Annotated in this window: 16 protein-coding genes; 10 read left to right on the top strand and 6 right to left on the bottom strand. The window is 63.4% G+C overall.

All coding sequences use genetic code 11. From position 1 onward, the window contains the following. Positions 1 to 4: 4 nt before the first annotated feature. From GJ698_RS24025 to GJ698_RS24035, 3 genes are all read right to left on the bottom strand, one after another. Positions 5 to 2,626: a TonB-dependent receptor gene (locus tag GJ698_RS24025; protein WP_229260145.1), complete on the bottom strand. Its 2,622-nt coding sequence runs from the start codon at positions 2,624 to 2,626 to the stop codon at positions 5 to 7. A 93-nt stretch (positions 2,627 to 2,719) separates the two neighbouring features. Next, a complete protein-coding gene (locus GJ698_RS24030; RefSeq protein ID WP_166454941.1) occupies positions 2,720 to 4,072 on the bottom strand; it encodes a sugar MFS transporter in 1,353 nt (450 codons plus the stop codon). A gap of 260 nt (positions 4,073 to 4,332) precedes the next feature. Continuing rightward, on the bottom strand, positions 4,333 to 5,223 hold the full coding sequence (locus GJ698_RS24035) for a LysR substrate-binding domain-containing protein (RefSeq protein WP_154360395.1): 891 nt from the start codon (positions 5,221 to 5,223) through the stop codon (positions 4,333 to 4,335). Positions 5,224 to 5,300: 77 nt separating this feature from the next. Between GJ698_RS24035 and GJ698_RS24040 the strand changes: the two genes are divergently transcribed. After that, the gene (locus tag GJ698_RS24040; protein WP_154360396.1) at positions 5,301 to 5,702 is read left to right on the top strand and encodes a CidA/LrgA family protein; all 402 of its coding nucleotides are present in this window, start codon (positions 5,301 to 5,303) and stop codon (positions 5,700 to 5,702) included. Further along, positions 5,699 to 6,382 (top strand): LrgB family protein, encoded by a 684-nt coding sequence (locus GJ698_RS24045; RefSeq protein ID WP_154360397.1) that lies wholly within the window; start codon positions 5,699 to 5,701, stop codon positions 6,380 to 6,382. The genes GJ698_RS24040 and GJ698_RS24045 overlap by 4 nt, the downstream gene beginning before the upstream one ends. Here the strand turns inward: GJ698_RS24045 and axe2C are convergent. The 3 genes from axe2C to GJ698_RS24060 all read right to left on the bottom strand — a co-directional run bounded on the left by axe2C (position 6,369) and on the right by GJ698_RS24060 (position 10,088). Beyond that, positions 6,369 to 7,415, bottom strand: coding sequence for a bifunctional acetylxylan esterase/glucomannan deacetylase AxeC2 (gene axe2C / locus GJ698_RS24050; protein WP_229260146.1), 1,047 nt, complete (start codon positions 7,413 to 7,415; stop codon positions 6,369 to 6,371). The two genes, GJ698_RS24045 and axe2C, sit on opposite strands and share 14 nt — an antisense overlap. A gap of 88 nt (positions 7,416 to 7,503) precedes the next feature. Then, a complete protein-coding gene (locus GJ698_RS24055; RefSeq protein ID WP_371865429.1) occupies positions 7,504 to 8,826 on the bottom strand; it encodes a glycoside hydrolase 5 family protein in 1,323 nt (440 codons plus the stop codon). After that, positions 8,823 to 10,088 carry a sugar MFS transporter gene (locus tag GJ698_RS24060; RefSeq protein ID WP_154360399.1) on the bottom strand — a complete coding sequence of 422 codons (1,266 nt, stop codon included), beginning with the start codon at positions 10,086 to 10,088 and terminating at the stop codon, positions 8,823 to 8,825. Before GJ698_RS24060 ends, GJ698_RS24055 begins: the two co-directional genes overlap by 4 nt. 264 nt (positions 10,089 to 10,352) lie before the next feature. Between GJ698_RS24060 and GJ698_RS24065 the strand changes: the two genes are divergently transcribed. From GJ698_RS24065 to GJ698_RS24100, 8 genes are all read left to right on the top strand, one after another. Continuing rightward, entirely contained in the window at positions 10,353 to 11,381 is a 1,029-nt protein-coding gene (locus tag GJ698_RS24065) for a LacI family DNA-binding transcriptional regulator (RefSeq protein WP_154360400.1), read from the top strand. Positions 11,382 to 11,383: 2 nt separating this feature from the next. Further along, positions 11,384 to 12,595, top strand: a complete 1,212-nt coding sequence (locus tag GJ698_RS24070; protein WP_154360437.1) for an AGE family epimerase/isomerase — start codon at positions 11,384 to 11,386, stop codon at positions 12,593 to 12,595. Between the two features lies 1 nt (position 12,596). After that, positions 12,597 to 13,496, top strand: a complete 900-nt coding sequence (locus GJ698_RS24075) for a carbohydrate kinase family protein (protein ID WP_154360401.1) — start codon at positions 12,597 to 12,599, stop codon at positions 13,494 to 13,496. A 157-nt stretch (positions 13,497 to 13,653) separates the two neighbouring features. Further along, a complete protein-coding gene (locus GJ698_RS24080) occupies positions 13,654 to 15,768 on the top strand; it encodes a TonB-dependent siderophore receptor (RefSeq protein WP_154360402.1) in 2,115 nt (704 codons plus the stop codon). A gap of 3 nt (positions 15,769 to 15,771) precedes the next feature. After that, positions 15,772 to 17,217 (top strand): histidine-type phosphatase, encoded by a 1,446-nt coding sequence (locus tag GJ698_RS24085; RefSeq protein WP_154360403.1) that lies wholly within the window; start codon positions 15,772 to 15,774, stop codon positions 17,215 to 17,217. Positions 17,218 to 17,354: 137 nt separating this feature from the next. Beyond that, positions 17,355 to 20,426 (top strand): formate dehydrogenase-N subunit alpha, encoded by a 3,072-nt coding sequence (gene fdnG / locus GJ698_RS24090; protein WP_154360404.1) that lies wholly within the window; start codon positions 17,355 to 17,357, stop codon positions 20,424 to 20,426. A gap of 18 nt (positions 20,427 to 20,444) precedes the next feature. Then, positions 20,445 to 21,359, top strand: coding sequence for a formate dehydrogenase subunit beta (gene fdxH, locus GJ698_RS24095; RefSeq protein ID WP_154360405.1), 915 nt, complete (start codon positions 20,445 to 20,447; stop codon positions 21,357 to 21,359). Then, the gene (locus GJ698_RS24100; RefSeq protein WP_154360406.1) at positions 21,356 to 22,009 is read left to right on the top strand and encodes a formate dehydrogenase subunit gamma; all 654 of its coding nucleotides are present in this window, start codon (positions 21,356 to 21,358) and stop codon (positions 22,007 to 22,009) included. The genes fdxH and GJ698_RS24100 overlap by 4 nt, the downstream gene beginning before the upstream one ends. Positions 22,010 to 22,019: the final 10 nt, after the last annotated feature.

A 22,019-nucleotide genomic window follows, 5' to 3' on the forward strand; every position in this document is an offset into this window, starting at 1 on the left:
CGATTTACCATTCCGCGCCGATGCGCAGGCCGAACATGCGCGGATCGTTGTACTGGGCGATGACGTAGCCAGGATCGACAATGCGGGCATTGTTCTTGGCGAAGACGTCGCTCAGGTTGTTGACGTACAGCTCCGCGTGCCATTTGCCGCTCGGCGCCGTCAGGCGCAGCGAGGCGTCATAGGTGGCGTAGGCTTTCTGCATATTGCCGATGTGCGGGTTGTCCAGGTTCTGGATGCTGAAGTACATCTTGTCCTGCCAGCGGGCCGACACGCGCGGCGTCAGCACATAGGCGTTCGGCAGCACGAACTCCTGCGAACCTTCGATGCGGGCGCTGTTGTCCGGCGCGTTCGGCAGGCGGTTGCCCACCACGTTGGCCGGGAACTTGCCGATCAGCGCAGGGTCGGTGCCGGTGTAGCGCACGCAGGCCGGCACGCCGTAGGTTTCGCGGAACGGTGCGCACGGCACGTCGCGCCAGGTCTGAACGTAATCCGGATAGGAGGTCACGACAGCGTGCAGGTGCGAGGCCGAGAAGTTGATCTCGGCGCCCGACCATGGCTTGTACTTGCCTTCCAGTTCCAGGCCGGAGATCTTGGCCGACGCCGCGTTGGTGGTGCCGTACAGGACCGCCGCATCGCAGGCCGGGTTGGCGGCCGTACATGGGATGGTCGGGATGATCTTGCCCATCTGGACCGCGCCGGTCATCTGCATGTCCTTGTAGCGGCTGTGGAAGGCGGTGGCCGAGACCGACAGGCGGTTGTCCAGCATGCGGCCCTTGTAGCCGACCTCGAAGTTGGTCAGGGTCTCAGGCTTCCAAGGCAGGAAGGTGTAGTGCGGGCCGGGCGTCATGTCGGCGCAGTTGCCGTTCAGGCCGCGTGCGCAGATGTTCTGCTTGTCGCTGAAGCCGCCGGCCTTGTAGCCGGTCGACAGCGAGGTGAACACGAAGTCGCGCGGCGTCGGCTGGTAGCTCATGCCGAGGCGCCAGGTGAACTTGTTCCACGAATCCTTGTTGTTGCTGATATCCGGCACGATGGCCGGATTCAGGCCGGCGATGCCGTAGTAGCTGCCCATGCCCGGTTTCAGGTTGGAGCTGTTGAAGTACTGGCCGGCCACCGGCGTGTACTGGCCGTTGAAGTAGGAGTACGGGTCGCTGACGGTGCCGGAGTCGTAGAACTTGCCGTCCTTGTCCTCGCGCACATCGCGCGTCATGCGGCCGCCGACGGTCAGATTCCATTTCGGCGCGAAGCCCCAGTCCACCTGGCCGAACACGGCTTTCGAATCGGACTGGCGGTCGGTCTGGCTGTACAGGTAGTTGTACGGCTGGCCCGGCGCCTGCACCATCGACGAGATATCGTCCTCGCCGAATTCGATGGCATTCTTCTCGTGCATCCAGAACAGGCCGGTCACGTAGCGCAGGGCGCCGGCTTCGCCGCGCAGCTGCAGCTCCTGCACGGTGGTCTTGAACTTGGACGAGTTGGTGAAGGTAGCGGTGTCGTTGACCACGCCGCCATAGATGTTGATGTCGGACTCGATCGGCTGGTAGCCGGCGTCGCCGTCGCGGATCTGACGCCGCTTCTGCACCGAGTACGAGGCGTTGTATTCGACCGTGGCGTTGGGCAGCGGATTCCACGTCAGGCGGCTGCGCCAGGTGTCGATGCTCCAGTTCAGCTCACCCGGCACGTTGATCTTGACGTCCCACTGGCCGCCCGGGCAGGCGTAGGCGGTGCCGGCCGCCATCTGGCAGTCCTTCAGCGCGATGTCGCCGGCGCCTTTGTTGGTGTAGCGCTCATAGGCGCCCAGCCATTCCAGGGTGTCGGTGGCTTTCCAGCGCGCCTGCAGGCGGGCCGCCCATTCGTTCTTGTTGCCGTAGGCCTTGTCGGCGCCGACCGGCACGTTGTGGCGCTGGTCCACGTCCGGAATGATGTTGCCGGCGGCGTCGCGCGCCGGCGTGATGCCCAGCGACGGGAAGTTGGCGGCGTAGAAGTCCTGCTGCTGGTTCAGGTAGCTGTCGCGCTTGATGGCCATCATGGTGGCGCGCATGGCGAAGTTGTCGCTGATCGGAATGTTCTGCGCAGCCGCCACCTGGCGCAGGTTGTAGTTGCCGACCGTGAAGGTGCCGTTGCCCTCGTTCACGCCGAACTGCGGCTTGGCCGGGATGATGTTGATGCTGCCGCCGGTGGCGTTGCGGCCGAACAGCGTGCCCTGCGGGCCGCGCAGCACTTCCACCTGCTCCAGGTCGAACAGCAGCGCCAGCGCCGACTGCGGACGCGGCGTGTAGATGCCGTCGACGTGCAGGCTCACCGCCGGATTACCGATTTCGGTGAAGTCATTGCTGCTGACGCCGCGCATCGAGATCTTGACGCCCGAGCTGCCGTCGGTGGCGCTGCCCAGTTGCAGGTTGGGCACCTCGCCGCTCAGGCCGCGGATGTCGGTGATGCCCTTGCGGGTCAGTTCGTCCTGCGTCACGGCGGTCATCGACACCGGCGTTTTCAGCAGCGATGTCGAATGGCGGGTTGCCGTCACCACCACCTCGGGTACTTCGTCCTTGCTGGCCGGCGCCGCTGCGGCGCTGTCTTGCTGGGCCAGCGCCGGCCATGCGATGCAGCTGCAGGCGCCGGCGACGGCCATACTGATAATCGTTTTTTTTGTGCTCAATAGGGACATCTGATTACTCCTGGTTTTGGTGACAACAGTAAAAAGGCTTGGTGCGATCGTGAATCGTTATTGCGGGGTGGCGGCGCCGCGCCAGTGGCGTATCTTGTGGCCGCCGGCGGCATACCAGAGGATCAGCGCATAGCAAGGCAGCATCAGCCAGTAGCCGGCGCGCGGATTGGCCAGGTCCGACAGGCGGCCGTACAGCAGCGGCAAGACCGCGCCGCCGGAAATCGCCATCACCAGCACCGCCGAACCGCTGGCGGTGTGACGGCCCAGTCCCTGCAGCGCCAGCGGCCAGATGGCCGGCCACACCATGGCGTTGGCCAGGCCCAGCAGCGCCAGGCACATGACGGTGTCGGGCACCGGCGGCACGCCGCTCCAGCCCAGCAAGGCCTGCGACAGGCCACTGCTGTGGCTGGAACCGGTGGCCACGCCGACCGTCAGCAGCAGGCCGGCCAGCGCCGACAGCACCAGCGCATGCTGCTGCGACAGGTAGCGCGGAATCGCTACCACGCCGATCAGGTAGCCCAGCACCATGCACAACATGGTGTAGGACGTGAGCACGCCGAAATTGGCGACGTTCAGTTCGTGGCCGTACAGGCCGATGGTGTCACCGGCGATCACCTCCACGCCGACGTAGCCGAACAGCGCCAGCGCGCCCAGCACCAGCTGCGGGAACTGCAGCACGCCGCTGCGCGCCAGCGGACCGCTGTCGCCCTCGCCGTCGGTTTCGGCAGGAATCTCGCGCAGGCTGGAGAAGTGAATGAAGGCGGTGATGACGAACAGCGCCGCCGCCATGCAGGCATACGGGAAGATCAGGCGCTGCGCCAGCACGGCGCGCATGGCGTCGCGGCCGGCGTCATCGAGCGTGGCCAGCGCGGTGTGCGAGAAGCTGTCGATATCGGCCAGCATCAGCGACGAGAACACCAGCGGCACCACCACGCCGGCGCCCTTGTTGAACAGGCCCATGATGCTGATGCGCATGGCCGCGCTTTCGCGCGCGCCGAGGCAGACGATGTAGGGATTGATGGCGGTCTGCATCAGCGTCATGCCGCTGGCCAGCGTGAACAGCGCGGCCAGGAACAGTTCGTAATGCGTGCTCTGCGCCGCCGGGATGAACAGCAAGGCGCCGGCGCCCATGATGGCCAGGCCCAGCGTCATGCCTTTCTTGTAGCCGATTTTGCCCAGCACCACGGCCGACGGCATGGCCATCACGGTGTAGGCGATGTAGAACGCGAAGGTGACCCACAGCGCCTGGAAGTTGTTCAGGCCGCAGACGATTTTCAGGAACGGCACCAGCGAGCCGTTCAGCCAGGTGACGAAGCCGAGAATAAAAAACAGCAGTCCGACGAATAGCATCCCGACCACGACCGCGCGCGTCGAGTCGCTACTGCTCGGGTTCGGCTTAAGTTGTTGCATGGGTCTCCTCCGGGTTATCGATGAGTCATGCTAGCAGTGCCAAGTTTGCACGGCCAGCAACCCGGAAAATCTCATAACTATATGATTTTATTGAGAATGTATTTTTTAACAATGCTGCAGCGCTTACATTTCTTTACGAAGCCGGCGTTATGCCTCGCCCGCCCACGGCAAGTCCGCAAGTTCAGCTTGCAAAACTTTACAAAACGACGCGAGAAATTACAGGCTTGTGACCGTGAAGCCACAATTGGCGGGGTGAAGGGCTAGGCGGCCTTGCTGCGCACCAGATCGAGCCAGGCGCGCGCGGCGAACGACAGGTGGCCGCCGCGCCGCCAGGCCAGCATCAGTTTCCAGTCCAGCGCCGGCTCCTCCAGCTTCACCACGGTGAACTGGCCCTTCTCCAGGGTGTCGCAAAACACCTTGGGCAGCAGCGTGATGCCGACGCCCAGCCGCACCAGCGAGGCGACGAAATCCCACTGGCCGCTGCGGCCGCTGATGCGCGGCGTGAAGCCGGCGCGCAGGCAGGCGTCGGCGATGATGTCGTTCAGCGCGAAGCCTTCGCCGTAGAAGATGAAGGCGCTGTCGGCCAGTTCGCGCAGCCGCACGCCGCGCTTGCCGCGCCAGGCCGAGTCGCCCGGCGCCAGCAGGCACATGGGCGACGTCAGCAGCGGAAAGGAATCGAACTCCTGCCACGCCGCCTGGTTGGACGGGTGGTCCAGCATGGTGCCCATTTCCAGCACGCCGCTGCGCAGGTCCGCCTCGATGCCCTGCGAGCCGCCCTCGAACAGCTTGAGCTCGATCTGCGGATGGCGCTTGTGGTAGGCCGCCAGCAACGGCGCCAGCGGCGCGTGCGATTGCTGGGTGACGCCCAGACGCAAATCGCCACGCCGCAGCTGCTGCAGGTCTTCCAGCTCGACGCCCATCTCTTCGTGCATGGCCAGCAGTGCGCGGCCGCGTTGCAGCACCACGTTGCCGGCGTCGGTCAGCGTGAAGCGCTTGCCGACCCGCTCCAGCAAGGTCAGGTCCAGCGACAGTTCCAGCTGCTGGATCATCTTGCTGACGGTGGGCTGGGTCACGTGCAGCTGTTCGGCCGCCCGGCTGAAGCTCTGCTGGTCGACCACGGCGACGAAATAGCGCAGTGCGCGGATATCCATGAACTATTCCAATTCAGAATGATTTTAATAATTTTAATTCATTTTATCTTTTATGGGCCGCGACCTAGAATGGCAACATGAAACGTATTGTCTACACACTGGCGCAGGTTCTGGGGCTGATCGCGGCGTGGTACGCGGCCGACCGCCTGTCGGCGTGGTCCGGCCTGCCCTTCTCCGGCGGCGTGGTCGGCCTGATCATCATGGTCCTGCTGCTGCAAAGCGGCGTGCTGCGTCCGTCCGCCATCGAGCATGGCGCGGACTGGCTGCTGTCGAACATGCTGCTGTTCTTTATTCCGCTGGTGGTGTCGGTGGTGCAGTTCACCGGCTTGCTGGAACAGGATGGCCTGCGCCTGTTCGCCGCCATCGGCATCGGCTTTATCTGCGTGATGCTGGCTACCGCCTTCACCGTGGAATGGGTGTGCCGCTTTGAACGCGGCCGCAAACTGCGCCGCTTGCGCGAAGCACGGGCGGCGGCATGAAACCGCTACTGTTCCTGCTGCTGACGCTAGTTCTGTTCTACGCCAACGTGGCTTTGCACAAGCGCTATCCGCGCATCTGGCTGACGCCGGCCATCGCCACCTCGGCGGTGCTGATCGCGGTGGTGCAGCTGTCGTCCACGCCCTTCCCTGTCTACTTTGGCGACACGCGCTGGCTGTCATGGTTACTGGGTCCGGCGACTGTGGCGTTTGCGCTGCCGATCTACCAGTACCGTGAGCTGGTGAAGGAGCATTGGCTGGCGCTGTCGCTGGGCAGCGTGGCTGGCATCGTCGCCTCGCTGGGCAGCACGCTGCTGCTGGACCGCCTGCTTGGCCTGCACGGCAGCATGGCGCAAAGCCTGCTGGCGCGTTCGGTGTCGACGCCGTTTGCGCTGGAGGCCACGCGCCACCTGGGCGGTTCGGCGCAGCTGACCGGCGTGTTCGTGATCATCACCGGCCTGTTCGGCATCCTGCTGGGACAAGTGCTGCTGGCGCGCCTGCCTCTGCGCATGCGCATCGCGCGCGGTGCGCCGTATGGCGCGGCGGCCCACGGCTTCGGCTTGAGCAAGGCGCGCTCGATCGGTCCGCAGGAAGGCGCGGTCGCCAGCCTGACCATGATCTTCAGCGGTGTGCTGATGGTGCTGCTGGCGCCTTTGTTAGGCCACATCCTTACCAGCGCATGACCGCGCGCACCTGCGGCAGCAGGTCGTTGACGATGCTGATGTTCTGTTCCCTGGTCGGATGGCCGTCGGTGGCATCGCCGGGATAGCCGGTGGACGCGATGGCGTGCACGCGCTGGTCGTCCACGCGGCGCACCGTCTCGGCGATATAGCTGCGCAGCGCCGCCTGTTTTTCATCGCGCAGGATGCCGCCTTCGGTCAGCATGATCTGCGCCTGCGGATGATCTGTCAGCAGCGTGCGCACCAGCGACACATAGGCTTGCACGTACTGCTCGCGCTCCGGTATGCCAAGCGTCATGTCGTTGGTGCCGATGGCGACCAGGATCGCATCCGGACGATACTCGCGCTGGTCCCACTTCACGGCGTCGTTCAGCGTGGGTATAGTCATGCCGTAGAACTCGCCCAGGTTCAGCTCATTGGTCTTGCCTTCATACGTGCGGACCAGGCCACGGCCGCCGTAGCACACCAGCTGCACCTGCGCGTTGAGCCGCTGCGCCATCAGCATGCCGTAGGAGGCGCGCGGATCGCTCCATGCCGGCGTGCTCTTCTCGCCGGCCACGCGGTCTATCGACGCGCCGCAGGTGACGGAGTCGCCCAGCAACAGCAGCTTGCGGGCTGGCAGTTGCGGCGCCGCGTTCCATTTGCCATCGGTATCGAAGCCCAGCAGCATGGCGATGCCTTGCCAGGTCTCGGTGCGGTTGACAATTTGCGCCGCGTGCTTGCCCGGCGCCAGTCCTTGCGCCAGCACCAGCGTTTGCGCGCCTTTGTCGAGATGCAGCTTGCGCGCCGCGCCGTCCACGATCACGTCCAGATAGTTTTGTTCGCCGCTGGCCTGCACGATGGCGCTCAACCGCGTGCCCTCGAAGTTCAGGAAGAAGCTCACACCGGGATAGCTGAACCGCACGCCGCCGTCCGGCCGCACTTCCATCCGCCCCATGCGCGCCACATGCGGATCGGTGGCGGCAATCTGCGGGGTAGCAGCCAGCCCCTCGAACTTCTGCGCACGAACGTTGACACCCAGGACCAGCAGCAACAACAGCAGTAAAACATCCTTCCACCACGAACGAAAGGGGCTGCCCCCGCACGGGGTCAGACCCTGGTCGCAGCGATGTGCGGGTTTCACATCACCGCCTGATCGCATGCAGACGATCCGCATACTCCTTAATCAGCAGCAGCGAAGTCACATCGGAGTCAAACACCGAATACAGTCCCTGCTCTTCCTGCGGCGGATCGCCGACAAAGTCATTCCCCGGCTTCCACCAGTAATCCGGATTGGCAGCACGCCCGGCGCCGCCCCACGCCCAGAAATTAAAGCCGGCAATCGGATCACCCTTCTGCGCGCGCGTAGCGATGATCTCAAACACCTCCCGATAAAAGCGATCGCGAATCCTGGTCGTAGCCTTGATGCTGAACGACGGCCCATCGCGATCCAGTCCAAACTCCTCCAGCACAATCGGCTTGCCCAGCTTCGCAGCCAGCTCGATATGCGAGTTCAGATAATCGCGGCTCTTGGCAATGGCGTTATCCCAGGTGCCGGTTGGATTGTTGGAATCGAACCAGCTCCAGTTCTTCGGCCACAAATGATAGGTCAGGTAATCGATATTCCTGGTGCGATGCGCGTCCAGGTACAGCTGCGCATCCTGCGCCGAACCAGCCAGACCTTCGCTGCCGCTGCTGACCAGATGGTTCTTGTCCAGGCCATGAATGTAGCCCGCCACCTCATCAACCCACTTGACGTAGACCGCCTTCTCCTCCGCCGTCGCCTTGCCGTTGCCCGGACGCGGCTCGTTGGCCAGCTGCCACGACAGGATGTGCGTATCCTCGGTGTACGGCTTGCCGGTGATGGTGTTGACGCGCCTGACGATCTTGGCGATGACGTTGCGATACTCCGCCTGCGCCGCAGCGTTGCGGTAGAAGCCCGCCGTCTTCTGCATATAGGTGTCGTAGTCCTTGGTCACGTTCGGGTCCAGCGCCGGCGTGCCTTCGAACCAGTTCAGGTACTGCGTCATGCCGCCCGACCACTGCCAGAAGTTGTTCAGGTAAAGCACCACCGTCATGTCGCGCTTGGCCACTTCCGCCATCAGGAAGTCCAGGCCGACGAGCAGGTTTTCATCGTACTGGCCAGGCGCGCTGGTGGTGGCCGGGCTGACGGCGCTATTCATCTCCGTCTTCTCGGACACCGCCAGCACACGCAGATTGTTGATGCCGATGGCCTTCATGTTATCCAGCTCTTTCAGCAGACGCGCGCGCTCGCCCACGCCACTGGCCGCGCCCAGGTAACCGCCGTACCAGAAGTTGGCGCCGGCGATGTAGTAAGCCTGTCCCTTGCGGGCGAAATGCGTTTTCTTGACGGTGACGAAATCGCCACCGGCGGCGGGCGCCGCCTCCACCATGCCGCAGGCGCCGATCATCAAAGCGGCGGCGCAGAATTTGTAGAGTTGTTTCACGTTCCGCTCCTGTACATGCCTGCGTATTTGACGCCGAAGTAGAGGATGAAAGTGTAGCAGGCGGCCGGCACGAAGAACGACCATTGCAGGCCGATGGTGTCCGCCAGCAGGCCCTGTGCGAACGGCACCAGCGCGCCGCCCACGATCGCCATGCACAGGATGCCGGAACCCTGGCCGGTCTGTTTGCCCAGCTTGTGCAGCGCCATGCTGAAGATGGTCGGGAACATGATGGAGTTGAACAGGCCCACCGCGATGATCGACCACATGGCCAGCTTGCCGCTGCCGAAGATCGCCAGCAGGATCAGGATGATGGAAGCGGACGAGTTGAACGCCAGCGCCTTGCCAGGGCTGACGTAGCGCATGACGACAAAGCCGATGAAGCGGCCGACCATGGCGCCGCCCCAGTAGTAGCTGACATAGTGCGCGGCCGAACTGGCCGGCAGGCTGGCGACATTCGCCTCGCCCAGGAAGTTGATCAGGAAGCTGCCGATGCTGACTTCACCGCCCACGTACAGGAAGATGCCGATGGCGCCCAGCAGCAGGTGGCGATGCGCCAGCACGCTGGTTTCGACCGACGACACCACGCCGTCGTCCTCGGTGTGGCTGATCTTAGGCAGGCGCACGATCGCGAACAGCACGGCCAGCGCCAGCAGCGCGGCGGCCAATGCCAGGTATGGCCCCTGCACCGCCGCGGCTTCCTCGGCCTTGCTGCGTACCAGGCCGGCGATGGCCGGCGCGCCTTCGGACAGGATCAGGAAACCGCCCAGCGCCGGCGCAATCGTCGTGCCCAGCGAATTGAACGCCTGCGTCAGCGTCAGGCGGCTGGACGCGGTGGCCGGCGCGCCAAGCACCGTTACATACGGATTGGCCGCCACCTGCAGGATGGTGATGCCGCTGGCCAGCACGAAGAACGCCAGCAGGAACAGTGCATAGCCGCTGGTCGACGCCGGGAAGAACAGCGCGCAGCCGGCGGCGGCCAGCACCAGGCCACTCACCGCGCCGCGCTGGTAGCCGATGCGGCGGATCAGCATCCCGGCCGGCAGCGACACGATGAAGTAGGCGCCGAAGAAGCAGAACTGCACCAGCATGGCCTGCACATAATTGAGCGTATAAATCGATTTAAGATGCGGAATCAACACGTCGTTTAGCGACGTAAGCAATCCCCACATGAAGAACAACAGGGTAATGATGATCAGCGGGACGGTATTGCCGCTTGCCGTATGCTCGTGCGGGCGCAAAGTTGCGGGTGCAACGTGTTCCATCGATGTCTCCTCGTATGGTTTTTATCTTAATAATTCTGCATGCCGGCTGCCACAGGGTCAAACAACAAGCGTTTTTTGGCCCGAGTTTAGCAATCTTCACTAAACAAGCCGAAAGCGGTGCGACACGGCGCCTGCGGCATCCGGATCGCTCAGCGGCGGCGTGTTTAGTAAATTACGCTAAACTCCAATCGAAATTTGATGTGTCATTTGACCGTCAATAGACGCTTATGCAAGACTTCATTCACACCGGAGGAGACACCAACAATGGGCACCAACATCACGATCAGGGATATCGCCCGGGTCGCTGGCGTATCGGCGGGAACGATTTCACGCGCACTGAAAAATGAACCTGGCCTGACCGAAGCAACCCGCCAGATGGTGCTGGAAACGGCACGCGGTCTGGGTTACGATTTTTGCAAGCTGCGTCAGAAGCGCCTGCGCCGCCTGACCTTCCTGCTGCACCGCCAGCACAATACCGCTTCCAGCAGCCCGTTCTACTCGCCGGTGCTGCACGGCGCGGAGGAAGCCTGCCGCAAGCAGGGTATCGTGCTGTCGTTCATGGCGGTGGGGCCGGCTGATGGCCTGATCGACCAGATCCGCATGCACGCGCCGGACGGCATAGTCTGCGCCGGCTTCTTCGAACCGGAAACCCTGAGCGCCCTGCGCTCGACCGGCAAGCAGCTGGTGCTGATCGACATGAAGCTGCGCGGCTACAGTTCCGTCAATCCGGACAATATGATGGGCGGCTACATGGCCACCAAACATCTGATCGACACCGGCCGCACCCGCGTGGGCTTCATTTCCGGTCCGCTGGCCCACTACTCCATTCGTGAACGCGCGCGCGGCTACCGCCAGGCGCTGTTCGAGGAAGGCATCCTGGCCGATCCACGGCTGGAGGCCGGCCTGCCGGACGGCGTCGACCTGGAAACCGGCGCATGGGAAGCGATGGAACAGCTGCTGGACCTGCCGCATCCGCCGGACGCGGTGTTCTGCTACAACGACAGCGCGGCCCTGGTGGCCATGCGCTGCTGCATCGCCAGGGGACTGAAAGTTCCGCACGACATCGCGATCGTCGGCTTCGACGACATCTCGACCGCCGTGCTGGGCCACCGCCCGCTGACGACGCTGCGCATCGATAAAAAAGCATTGGGTGCGCTGGGCGTGGATATGCTGCTCAACGGCCCGCACGACGAGCCGGTGGAGAAGGTCTCACCGGTCGAATTAATCATACGCGCCAGCACCGTGACGGACGGCTGGCGACCGAAAAACCTGGTAACTTTCAAACGGACCTGATGATGGCCCCTGATTTCCGATCCCGCACCACCCTGCTGAACCACATCCGCCATACCAAGCAGTTTTACGACAAGCGCTGCATCGACCCGAGCGGCGGCCTGTATCACTTCTACAAAGACGACGGCACGGTCTACGATGCGCACACCCGCCATCTGGTCAGCAGCACGCGCTTTGTCTTCAACTATGCGATGGCATGGCGGCAGTTCGGCGACGTGGAAGACCGTCAGCGTCTGCGCCATGCGCTGTCCTTCCTGCGCGAGGCGCACCGCGATCCGCACACCAACGGCTACGCGTGGGAGCTGGAATGGAAAGACGGCGTGCGCCGTGTGCTCGACGGCACCAACCACTGCTACGGCCTGGCCTTCGTACTGCTGGCCTACAGCCACGCGCTGATGGCCGGTGAGACCCAGGCCGCCGAATGGATCGGCGAGACCTTCGCGCTGATGGAGAAACGCTTCTGGGAACCGCAGCACGGCCTGTACGCCGACGAAGCAAGCGCCGACTGGTCGCGCGTGGACAGCTATCGCGGCCAGAACGCCAATATGCATGCCTGCGAAGCGCTGATCGCCGCCTTCGAGGCAACCGGCGAGCGCGCCTACCTGCTGCGCGCCGAAACGCTGGCGCACAACATCACCATCCGCCAGGCCGCGCTGGCCGACAACATGGTGTGGGAACACTACCATGACGACTGGTCGGTGGACTCGGAGTACAACCGCAACGACAAGACCAACATCTTCCGTCCGTGGGGCTACCAGCCCGGCCACCTGACCGAATGGGCCAAGCTGTTGCTGCTGCTGGAGCGCCACGGCGCGCAGCTGTCGCTCAATCCGCGCTGGCTGCTGCCGCGCGCGGTGGAACTGTTCGACGCCGCGCTGGCCAAGGCCTGGGACCATGAACACGGCGGCATCTACTACGGCTTCGCACCGGACGGCAGCATCTGCGACGACCTCAAATACTTCTGGGTGCAGGCCGAGAGCCTGGCCACCGCCGCGTTGCTGGCATCGCGCACCGGCGAGGCGCGCTACTGGACCTGGTACGACAAGATCTGGGCGTACAGCTGGGAGCATTTCGTCGATCATCAGTACGGTGCGTGGTATCGCATCCTCGGCGCGGACAACAGCAAGCTGACCGACGAGAAAAGCCCGGCCGGCAAGACGGACTACCACACCATGGGCGCCTGCTACGAAGTGCTTAACGTATTGAAGAAGGATTGAGATGTTTCCTTTATTTGTAGCGGCGGGCGAAGCGCTCACCGATATGGTGGTGCAGGACGGCGCGCAGGAGCATTGGCTGAGCAAGGTGGGCGGCTCGACGTGGAACGTGGCGCGGGCGATGGCGAAGCTGGATGTGCCGACCGCGTTCGCGGGCGCCATCAGCCGCGATGTATTCGGCGATGCGCTGTGGCAGGCGAGCGAAGTCGCGCGCCTGGATCTGCGCTTCCTGCAGCGCTATGACAATTCGCCGCTGCTGGCGATCGTGCACCGCACCGATCCGCCGGCGTATTTCTTCGTTGGCGATAACAGCGCGGATCTGCAGTTCGATGCGGCGCAACTGCCGGATGGCTGGCGCGCGCAGTGCAAATGGGTGCACTTCGGCGGCATCAGTCTGGCGCGCGAGCCGCTGGCGGGCAAGCTGGTGGCGCTGGCCGAGCAGCTCAAGCAGGAAGGTGTGCGGATCAGCTATGACCCGAACTACCGTTTGCTGATGGACGAGCGCTACGACGCCACGCTGCGCCGCATGACGGCGCTGGCGGATGTGGTGAAGGTGTCGGAAGAGGATCTGGAAGGTCTGTTCCGGACCAAGGATATCGAAAGCGCTTTCTCTACGCTGCGCGGCTGGAATCCGGCGGCGACGTATTTGTACACCAAGGGCGGCGCCGGCGCGTCGCTGCACATCGGCGACGAATCGTGGTCGCTGGCGGCGCCGAAGATCAAGGTGATCGACACCGTGGGCGCGGGCGACGCCAGCATCGCCGCGCTGGCGTGGAGCATGATGCATCGCGCCGATGCGGCGCCGTTGCAGCATCTGCAGTTCTCGGTGGCGGCTGGTGCGGCGGCTTGTCTCGGGGTGGGAGCATCCCCTCCATCGTTGGCGGATATCGAAGCGCTTTTGTAGTGTAATTCGCGGTACCCGCGAAACCCGCACTTCGCTGCGGCCAGGGTCCGACCCCGTACGGGGTCGGACCCTTTCGTTTGAGGGTGAAGTCATACGCACGTAATATGGGACCGATAGGATGGCGGGCTTTATACCCCGCTAACTACTTCAGGTTCTCATGTCCTCGAAAAATCCTTTCGCTCCATCCCGTATTCAACTGGCCCTGGCCGCCGCCGGCCTGTGCGCTTTCCACATCTCCGCCATGGCGGAGGACATCGGTGGCGCGCTTTCCACGGTTGAAGTCAAGGCCACGGTCGAAAAGAAAAAACTCGGTGACAGCGTCAGCAGCGGCGCCCTGGGCCGCAAGTCGGAATTGGATACGCCCTTCTCCACCAAGGCCGTCTCCAGCGACGAAATCGAAGACCGCCTGGCCACCAGCATTTCCGAAGTCCTGAAGTACGACGCATCGGTCACCGCCATCTCGCCACCCATCTCCACCCACCCTGCCACCATCCAGATGCGCGGCCTGCGCCTCGATGACCTGAACGGCTACAAGGTCAACGGCCTGGCCAACATCAACCGCGGCACCGAGATGCCGCTGGAGATGTTCGAAAGCGTGGAAGCCATGAAGGGCCTGACCGGCTATATGTACGGCTTTGGTTCGCCGGGCGGCATCGTCAACTACGTCACCAAGCGCCCGACCACCGACAAGAGCTTCAGCGCAGCGATGGGCTATCAGGAAGGCGGCGCGATCAAGGAACACATCGACATGGGCGGCCGCCTCGGCGAGGAAGGCGACTTCGGTTATCGCCTGAACCTGCTGCACGAAGACGGCGACCTGAAACAGGAAAGCGGCTCGATCAAGCGCAACGCCGCCGGCCTGAATCTGGAATGGCGCGTGACCAGGGATCTGGCCCTGACCTACGACGCGATTTACCAGCGCCGCCGCAGCGTCGGCGGCACCGACATCATCATTTCGCCTGGCCCGACGGTCTACAAAGTGCCTGCGCCGCTCGACGGCGACACCAAGCTGAATAGCATCGGCGCCGGCAGCGACGTCGAATACACGCTGGCCACCACCGGCGTCGAGTACCGCCTGGCGAACGACTGGGTGGCCAACGCTTCCTACCGCACCTCGGACTCCACCCGCGTGTACAAGAAGGACCAGTACTACCTGACCAGCAACGCCGGCGATTACCGCGACCGCATCACCTCCGAGCTGCACGGCTACCACTTCGACCAGGTGCAGGCGACCGTCAACGGCAAGTTCGATATCGCCGGCCTGGGCAACGAAGTGATCGTCGGCGTGATGTCGCAGAACCTGGTATCGACGTCGTCGGTGGTCACGCCGAAGACCTACGTCGGCACCGGCAACCTGTCGGCGCCAAGCATCATCAGCGCGGCCAGCGTCAACTACAGCGGCGGCACCTACCGCGACGAAACCACGCGCCAGGAAGCGGTCTTCGCCAGCGACACGCTGAAGCTCAACGACGCCTGGTCGCTGCTGGCCGGCGCGCGCTACACGCAGTTCACCGACAACGCCTACTCGACCAAGGGCGTGGTGACCGCCAGCTATCCGGCCGAGAAAACCACGCCGACCGTGGCGCTGATGTTCAAGCCGGCCGCCGACACCACGCTGTACGCTAGCTACGTCGAGGCGCTGGAGCAGGCCGCATCCGCGCCGAGCACCACCGTCAACGCCAACCAGACTTTCGCACCGATCAAGAGCAAGCAGTCGGAAGTCGGCGTGAAGACGGAGCGCAGCTGGTGGAACGCCACCGCCGCCCTGTTCCACATCGAGCGCGGCGCGCAGTACACCAATGCGTCCAACGTGTACGTGTCGGACGGCCAGAGCAAATACCAGGGCGTTGAGTTCAACACCGTGGTGCAGGCAACCAGGAATGTCTCGATCGAAGGCGGCATCATGCTGCTGGACGCGACGCTGGAAGACGCGGCGCCTGGCTACAGCGGCAAGCGCGCCGTCGGTGCGCCACGCCGCCAGGCTTCGGTGCAGGCCACCTGGCGCGAAGTCCTGCCAGGCCTGGCGCTGCACGTCGGTTCGCAGTACCTGGGCGAGCTGCCGATGGATGCGGCCAATGTGAACACGCTGCCGGCCTACACGCTGTTTGACGCGGGCTTCAACTATCGTCACCGCTACTTCGGCAAGATGATCAGCGTGCGTGCGAATATCTCCAACATCGCCAACCGCAAATACTGGACCTACTATCAGGAGAACTACCTGAACATCGGCGCGCCACGTACCGCCAGCGTGAATGTTCGCGTAGACTTCTAAGGTATGAAACCACTCCGTCTTGCGGCCGGCGCCGCGCTGTCCCTGCTGTTGTCGCATGCTTACGGCGAGCAGTTTTATTCGACCAAAACGCCGTATGCGCCGCAGCAGTCCAGCGCCAGCTACGAGGCGGCGCCCGCCGGCTTCAAGGCGGTCTACACGCAGATGCTGGCCCGCCATGGCTCGCGTGGACTGAGCAGCTTCAAGACGGATCTGGCGCTGTACAAGCTGTGGCAGCTGGCCGCCAAAGAGGATGCCCTGACGCCGCTCGGCCGCGCGCTGGGCCCGGACATCGAACAGATGATGCAGGCGAACGCGCTGCTCGGCTACGGCGTCGACGGCATCAGCAAGGCCGGCTACGGCAACGAGACCATGCAGGGCATCACGGAACACACCGAACTGGCGCAGCGCCTGCGCGCGCGCCTGCCGGAGCTGTTCCGCACGGCGGCGGCGCGGCGCATCGTCGTCGTCACTTCGGGCAAGGACCGCGCCGTCGACAGTGGCTACTTCTTTGCGCGCGCGCTGGTGCAGCAGCAGCCGGACCTGAAGCCGCTGATCGACGCCGGCATCGACCGTTCAACGCTCTACTTCCACAAGCTGAGCGCCAGGCAGGACACGCTGGTCACCGAGTCCAGCCTGGCCTACCAGCGCTGGGTGAAAAGCGACGAGCTGAAAGCGCGCGCAGCGGCCATCCACGCGCAGCCACAGCTCAAGGCCGCCGCCCAGGCCACGCTGGCGCGCCTGTTCGCGCCGGCGTTCATCGCCGCGCTGGATGCAGGCCAGCGCAGCGCCAGCAACGCCGGTGAGCGCAGCTACACCAGCGCCGACGGCAAATTCACCAACACGCTGACCGGCGACGGCGACACCAGCATCGCCAGCGTCACCGACGCCGCGCTCGCGCTGTACGACCTGTACTCCGCCGCCGCCGACATGCAGACCGAACTCAAGGCCGACTTCACGCAGTACATCCTGCCCGAGCAGGCGCACGTCTACGCCGAGGCGGAAGACGCTGTCGCCTTCTACGAAAAAGGCCCCGGCATCGCCGACAACGGCGACGTCACCTGGCGCATGGCCGCCGCGCTGGTCGACGACTTCTTCGCCGAAGCCGACGCCATCGCGGCCGGCAACCGCGCCCATGCAGCCAAGCTGCGCTTCAGCCACGCCGAAATCGTGATCCCGTTCGCCAGCGCCCTGGCCTTGCCCGGCATGTCCGAACAGCTGCCGCGCGCAGCGACCTACAGTTACCAGAACAGCCCCTGGCGCGGCGCCCAGGTGGCGCCGATGGCGGCCAATATTCAGTGGGATATGTACCAGAACGCCGCCGGCCGCACGCTGGTGCGCATGCTCTACAACGAGCGCGAAGCCGACTTCAAGCCGGCCTGCAACGCCGCCCGCATCGCGCCCGACAGCCATTTCTACGACTACAAACAGCTTAAACGTTGTTATAAATAGCACCAAAGTTATAAAGCAGTCCATACCAAAAGGCGATTCTGGTCACAAAGCAACAATTAATACAAAACAGCACTCGCGGTCATCTTGGCGGAGATGGTAAACTGGAAAGGTCATCAGACAATTAGAGAGGTATTTCCATGAACCAGATGTCGAGACGCCAGTTCCTTCGGGTAACTGGTGCGACCATCGCGGGTTCGAGCATTGCGCTACTCGGCTTTGCGCCGGCAACGGCCTTGGCCGAAGTCCGGCAGTACAAGCTGGCGCGCAGTACCGAAACCCGCAACACTTGCCCGTACTGCTCCGTCGGTTGCGGCATTTTGATGTACGGCCTGGGCGATGGCGCCAAAAACGCCGCGGCCAGCATCATCCACATTGAAGGCGACGCCGACCACCCGGTCAACCGCGGCACGCTGTGCCCGAAAGGCGCTTCGCTGATCGACTTCATCCACTCGCCGAGCCGCCTGCTGGCGCCGCAATACCGCGCGCCGGGTGCGAGCGACTGGAGCCCGATCTCGTGGGATGACGCGCTGAACCGCATCGCCAAGCTGATGAAGGACGATCGCGACGCCAATTTCGTCGAAAAAACTGCAGACGGCAAAACCGTCAACCGCTGGACCACTACCGGTTTCCTGGCCGCTTCGGCAGCCAGCAATGAAGTCGGCTACTTAACCCATAAAACGATGCGTGCCACCGGCATGCTCCCATTCGACAACCAAGCACGTGTTTGACACGGTCCAACGGTGGCAGGTCTTGCCTCGACATTTGGACGTGGTGCGATGACGAATCACTGGGTAGACATCAAGAATGCTGATGTCATCCTGGTCATGGGCGGCAACGCAGCAGAAGCACACCCTTGCGGGTTTAAATGGGTCACGGAAGCCAAGGCGCATCGCGGCGCCAAGCTGATCGTGGTCGATCCACGCTTTACCCGAACGGCCTCGGTGGCGGACCATTACGTCCCTACCCGTACCGGCGCGGATATCGTGTTCCTGGGCGGTATCATCAACTACCTGCTCACCAACGACAAGATTCAGCACGAGTACGTCCGCAACTACACGGACATGCCGTTCATCGTGCGCGAAGATTTCGCCTTCAACGACGGCCTGTATTCGGGCTGGGACGACAAGGCCAACAAGTACACGGACAAGAGCAGCTGGAACTACGAGATGGGCGAAGACGGCTATGCCAAGGTCGACCCGACTCTGGAACACCCGCGCTGCGTGTACCAGCTGATGAAGAAGCACTACGCGCGCTACACGCCGGAAATGGTGGAGAAAGCCTGCGGCGTGCCGCCGGAGAAATTCCACCTGGTGGCTGAAGCCCTGGCCTCGACCGCCGTGCCGGGCCGTGCCGCGACCATCCTGTACGCCCTGGGCTGGACCCAGCACTCGACCGGCGCGGAAACCCTGCGCACCGGCGCCATGGTGCAGCTGTTGCTGGGCAATATGGGCATCGCCGGCGGCGGCATGAACGCGCTGCGCGGCCACTCCAACATCCAGGGTCTGACCGACCTGGGCCTGCTGACCAATATGCTGCCGGGTTACCTGACCCTGCCAGGCGAGGCCGAGCAGGATTGGGACGCCTATGTTGCCAAGCGCGCGCTGAAACCGCTGCGTCCGAACCAGCTGAGCTACTACAGCAACTCGAAGAAATTCCTGGTCTCCTTCATGAAGGCCTGGTGGGGCGACGCCGCCACCGAGGAAAACAACTACGCCTTCGACTACCTGCCGAAGCTGGATAAACCTTACGACATGATGCAGGCTTTCGAGCTGATGAATCAGGGTAAGATGACCGGCTACATCTGCCAGGGCTTCAACATCCTGGCCTCCGGCCCGGACAAGCAGAAGATCACCGACTCGCTGTCGAAGCTGAAGTGGCTGGCCATCATGGATCCGCTGCAGACCGAGACCTCCGAGTTCTGGAAACCGCACGGCGACTTCCACAAGGTCGATCCGACGCAGATCCAGACCGAGGTGTTCAGCCTGCCGACCTCCTGTTTCGCGGAAGAGCGCGGCTCGCTGGTGTCGTCGTCGCGCGTGCTGCAGTGGCACTGGCAAGGCGCCGAGCCGCCAGGCCAGGCGAAGAGCGACCTGGACATCATGTCGGCGCTGTTCCTGCGCATGAAGAAGGCGTACCAGAAAGACGGCGGCAAGTTCCCGGATCCGATCCTGAACCTGACCTGGAACTATGCCAATCCGAACTCGCCGACGCCGGAAGAGCTGGCGATGGAATTCAACGGCAAGGCGCTGAAGGAAATCACCGATCCGAAAGATCCGACCAAGGTCATCCTGAAGAAGAACGAGCAGCTGGCAGGCTTCGCCCAACTCAAGGACGACGGCAGCACCGCGTGCGGCTGCTGGATCTTCGCCGGTTCCTGGACCGCCGCCGGCAACCAGATGGGCCGCCGCGACAACAGCGACCCGACCGGCATCGGCAACACGCTGAACTGGGCCTGGGCCTGGCCGGCCAACCGCCGCGTGCTGTACAACCGCGCCTCGACCGACATGAAGGGCAAGCCGTGGGACCCAACCCGCAAGCTGATCGCCTGGAATGGCACCTCGTGGGGCGGCGCCGACGTGCCGGACTACAAGGCCGACGAACCGCCGGAAAACGGCATGGGTCCGTTCATCATGCTGGCCGAAGGCGTGGCACGCTTCTTCTCGCGTGACGCCATGGCCGAAGGTCCGTTCCCCGAGCACTACGAGCCGTTCGAGTCGCCGATCGGGCACAACCCGCTGCACCCGAACAACCCGAAAGCGTTCAACAACCCGGCCGGCCGCATGTTCCCGAACGACCGCAAAAAGCTGGGCAAGAAGGAGCAGTTCCCGCATGCAGCAACCAGCTACCGTCTGACGGAGCACTTCCACTACTGGACCAAGCATGCGCGCCTGAACGCCATCATCCAGCCCGAGCAGTTCGTCGAAATCGGCGAAGCGCTGGGCAAGGAAATCGGCGTGGTGCACGGCGACCGCGTCAAGGTGTCGTCGGGCCGCGGCTACATCATCGCCAAGGCGGTGGTGACCAAGCGTATCAAGCAATTGACCATTGACGGCAAACCGATGCACCACGTCGGCCTGCCGATCAACTTCGGCTTCAAAGGGCTTACCAAACCAGGCTACCTGGTCAACACGCTGACGCCGACGGTTGGCGACGGCAATTCCCAGACACCGGAATCGAAGTCGTTCCTGGTGAAAGTGGAAAAAGTCTAAGGCCGAGGGAGAAAACATATGTCATTACAATCACTTGATATCAAGCGCCTGTCGGCCACGACGGTGCAGCCACCGGTGGCGCGTACGCCGGTGACCGGCACCGTCGCCAAGCTGATCGACGTTTCCAAGTGCATCGGCTGCAAGGCTTGCCAGACGGCGTGCATGGAATGGAACGATCTGCGCGACGAGGTGGGCGAAACCACCGGCGTCTACGACAACCCGATCGACCTGACCGCGCAATCCTGGACCGTGATGCGGTTCTCGGAATACGAGAACACCAAGGGCGACCTGGAGTGGCTGATCCGCAAGGACGGCTGCATGCACTGCGAAGATCCGGGCTGCCTGAAGGCCTGCCCTTCGCCGGGCGCCATCGTGCAGTACACCAACGGCATTGTGGATTTCCACCAGGAGAACTGCATAGGCTGCGGTTACTGCGTCGCCGGCTGCCCGTTCGACGTGCCGCGCATTTCCAAGCAGGACAGCCGCGCCTACAAGTGCACGCTGTGCTCGGACCGCGTGGCCGTCGGCCAGGAACCTGCGTGCGTCAAGACCTGCCCTACCGGCGCCATCAACTTTGGCACCAAGGAGGACATGAAGCACCACGCCGAGGAGCGCATCGAGGACCTGAAATCGCGTGGCTTCGAACACGCCGGCCTGTACGACCCGGCCGGCGTGGGCGGCACCCACGTGATGTACGTGCTGCACCACGCGGACCAGCCCACGCTGTACAACGGTCTGAAAAAAGACCCGAGCATCAGCGCCACGGTCGGCCTGTGGAAAGGCCTGACCAAGCCGCTGGCACTGGCGGGCATCGCCCTCACCGCGCTGGCAGGCTTCTTCCACTACTCGCGCATCGGTCCGAACGAAGTGAGCAAGGAAGAGGAAGCCGAAGCGGTCGAGGAAGCTAAACGTATCAGGGAGGAAGCACCATGAGCCACCCCAACCGCGACAAGGACGGCAACCCGCTGATCCAGCGTTACACGCCCAACGAGCGCAGCAACCACTGGATCACCGCCATCTGCTTCATTCTGCTGGCGGTGTCCGGCCTCGCCATGTTCCATCCGGCGATGGCGTGGATGGCCATGTTCCTCGGCGGCGGCCAATGGACGCGCATCCTCCATCCCTTCATCGGGCTGGTGATGTTCGTCTCGTTTGCGGTGCTGGTGCTGCGTTTCTGGCACCACAACCACATCGACGCGGCCGACAAGCAGTGGATGAAGCAGATGGGCGATGTGCTCAACAACCGCGAAGACAAGCTTCCGAAGATCGGCATGTACAACGCCGGCCAGAAGATGCTGTTCTTCGTGCTGATCGCCTCCATGTGCGGCCTGCTGTTGTCGGGCATCGTGATCTGGCGCGCCTACTTCGCGTTCTACTTCCCGATCGAGATCGTGCGGCTGGCGGCCTTGCTGCACGCCTTCAGCGCGTTTGTGCTGATCTGCTCGATCGTCGTGCACATCTACGCGGCGTTCTGGGTCAAGGGTTCGATCGGCGCCATGATACGCGGCACCGTCACCTACGGCTGGGCGCGCAAGCACCATCCGCGCTGGTTCGAGGAAGTGGTCCGTAAAAACCGCGATTAATCGCATCCAG

It is taken from the genome of Duganella aquatilis (assembly GCF_009674565.1).
GTDB classification, from domain to species: Bacteria; Pseudomonadota; Gammaproteobacteria; order Burkholderiales; family Burkholderiaceae_D; genus Rugamonas; species Rugamonas aquatilis.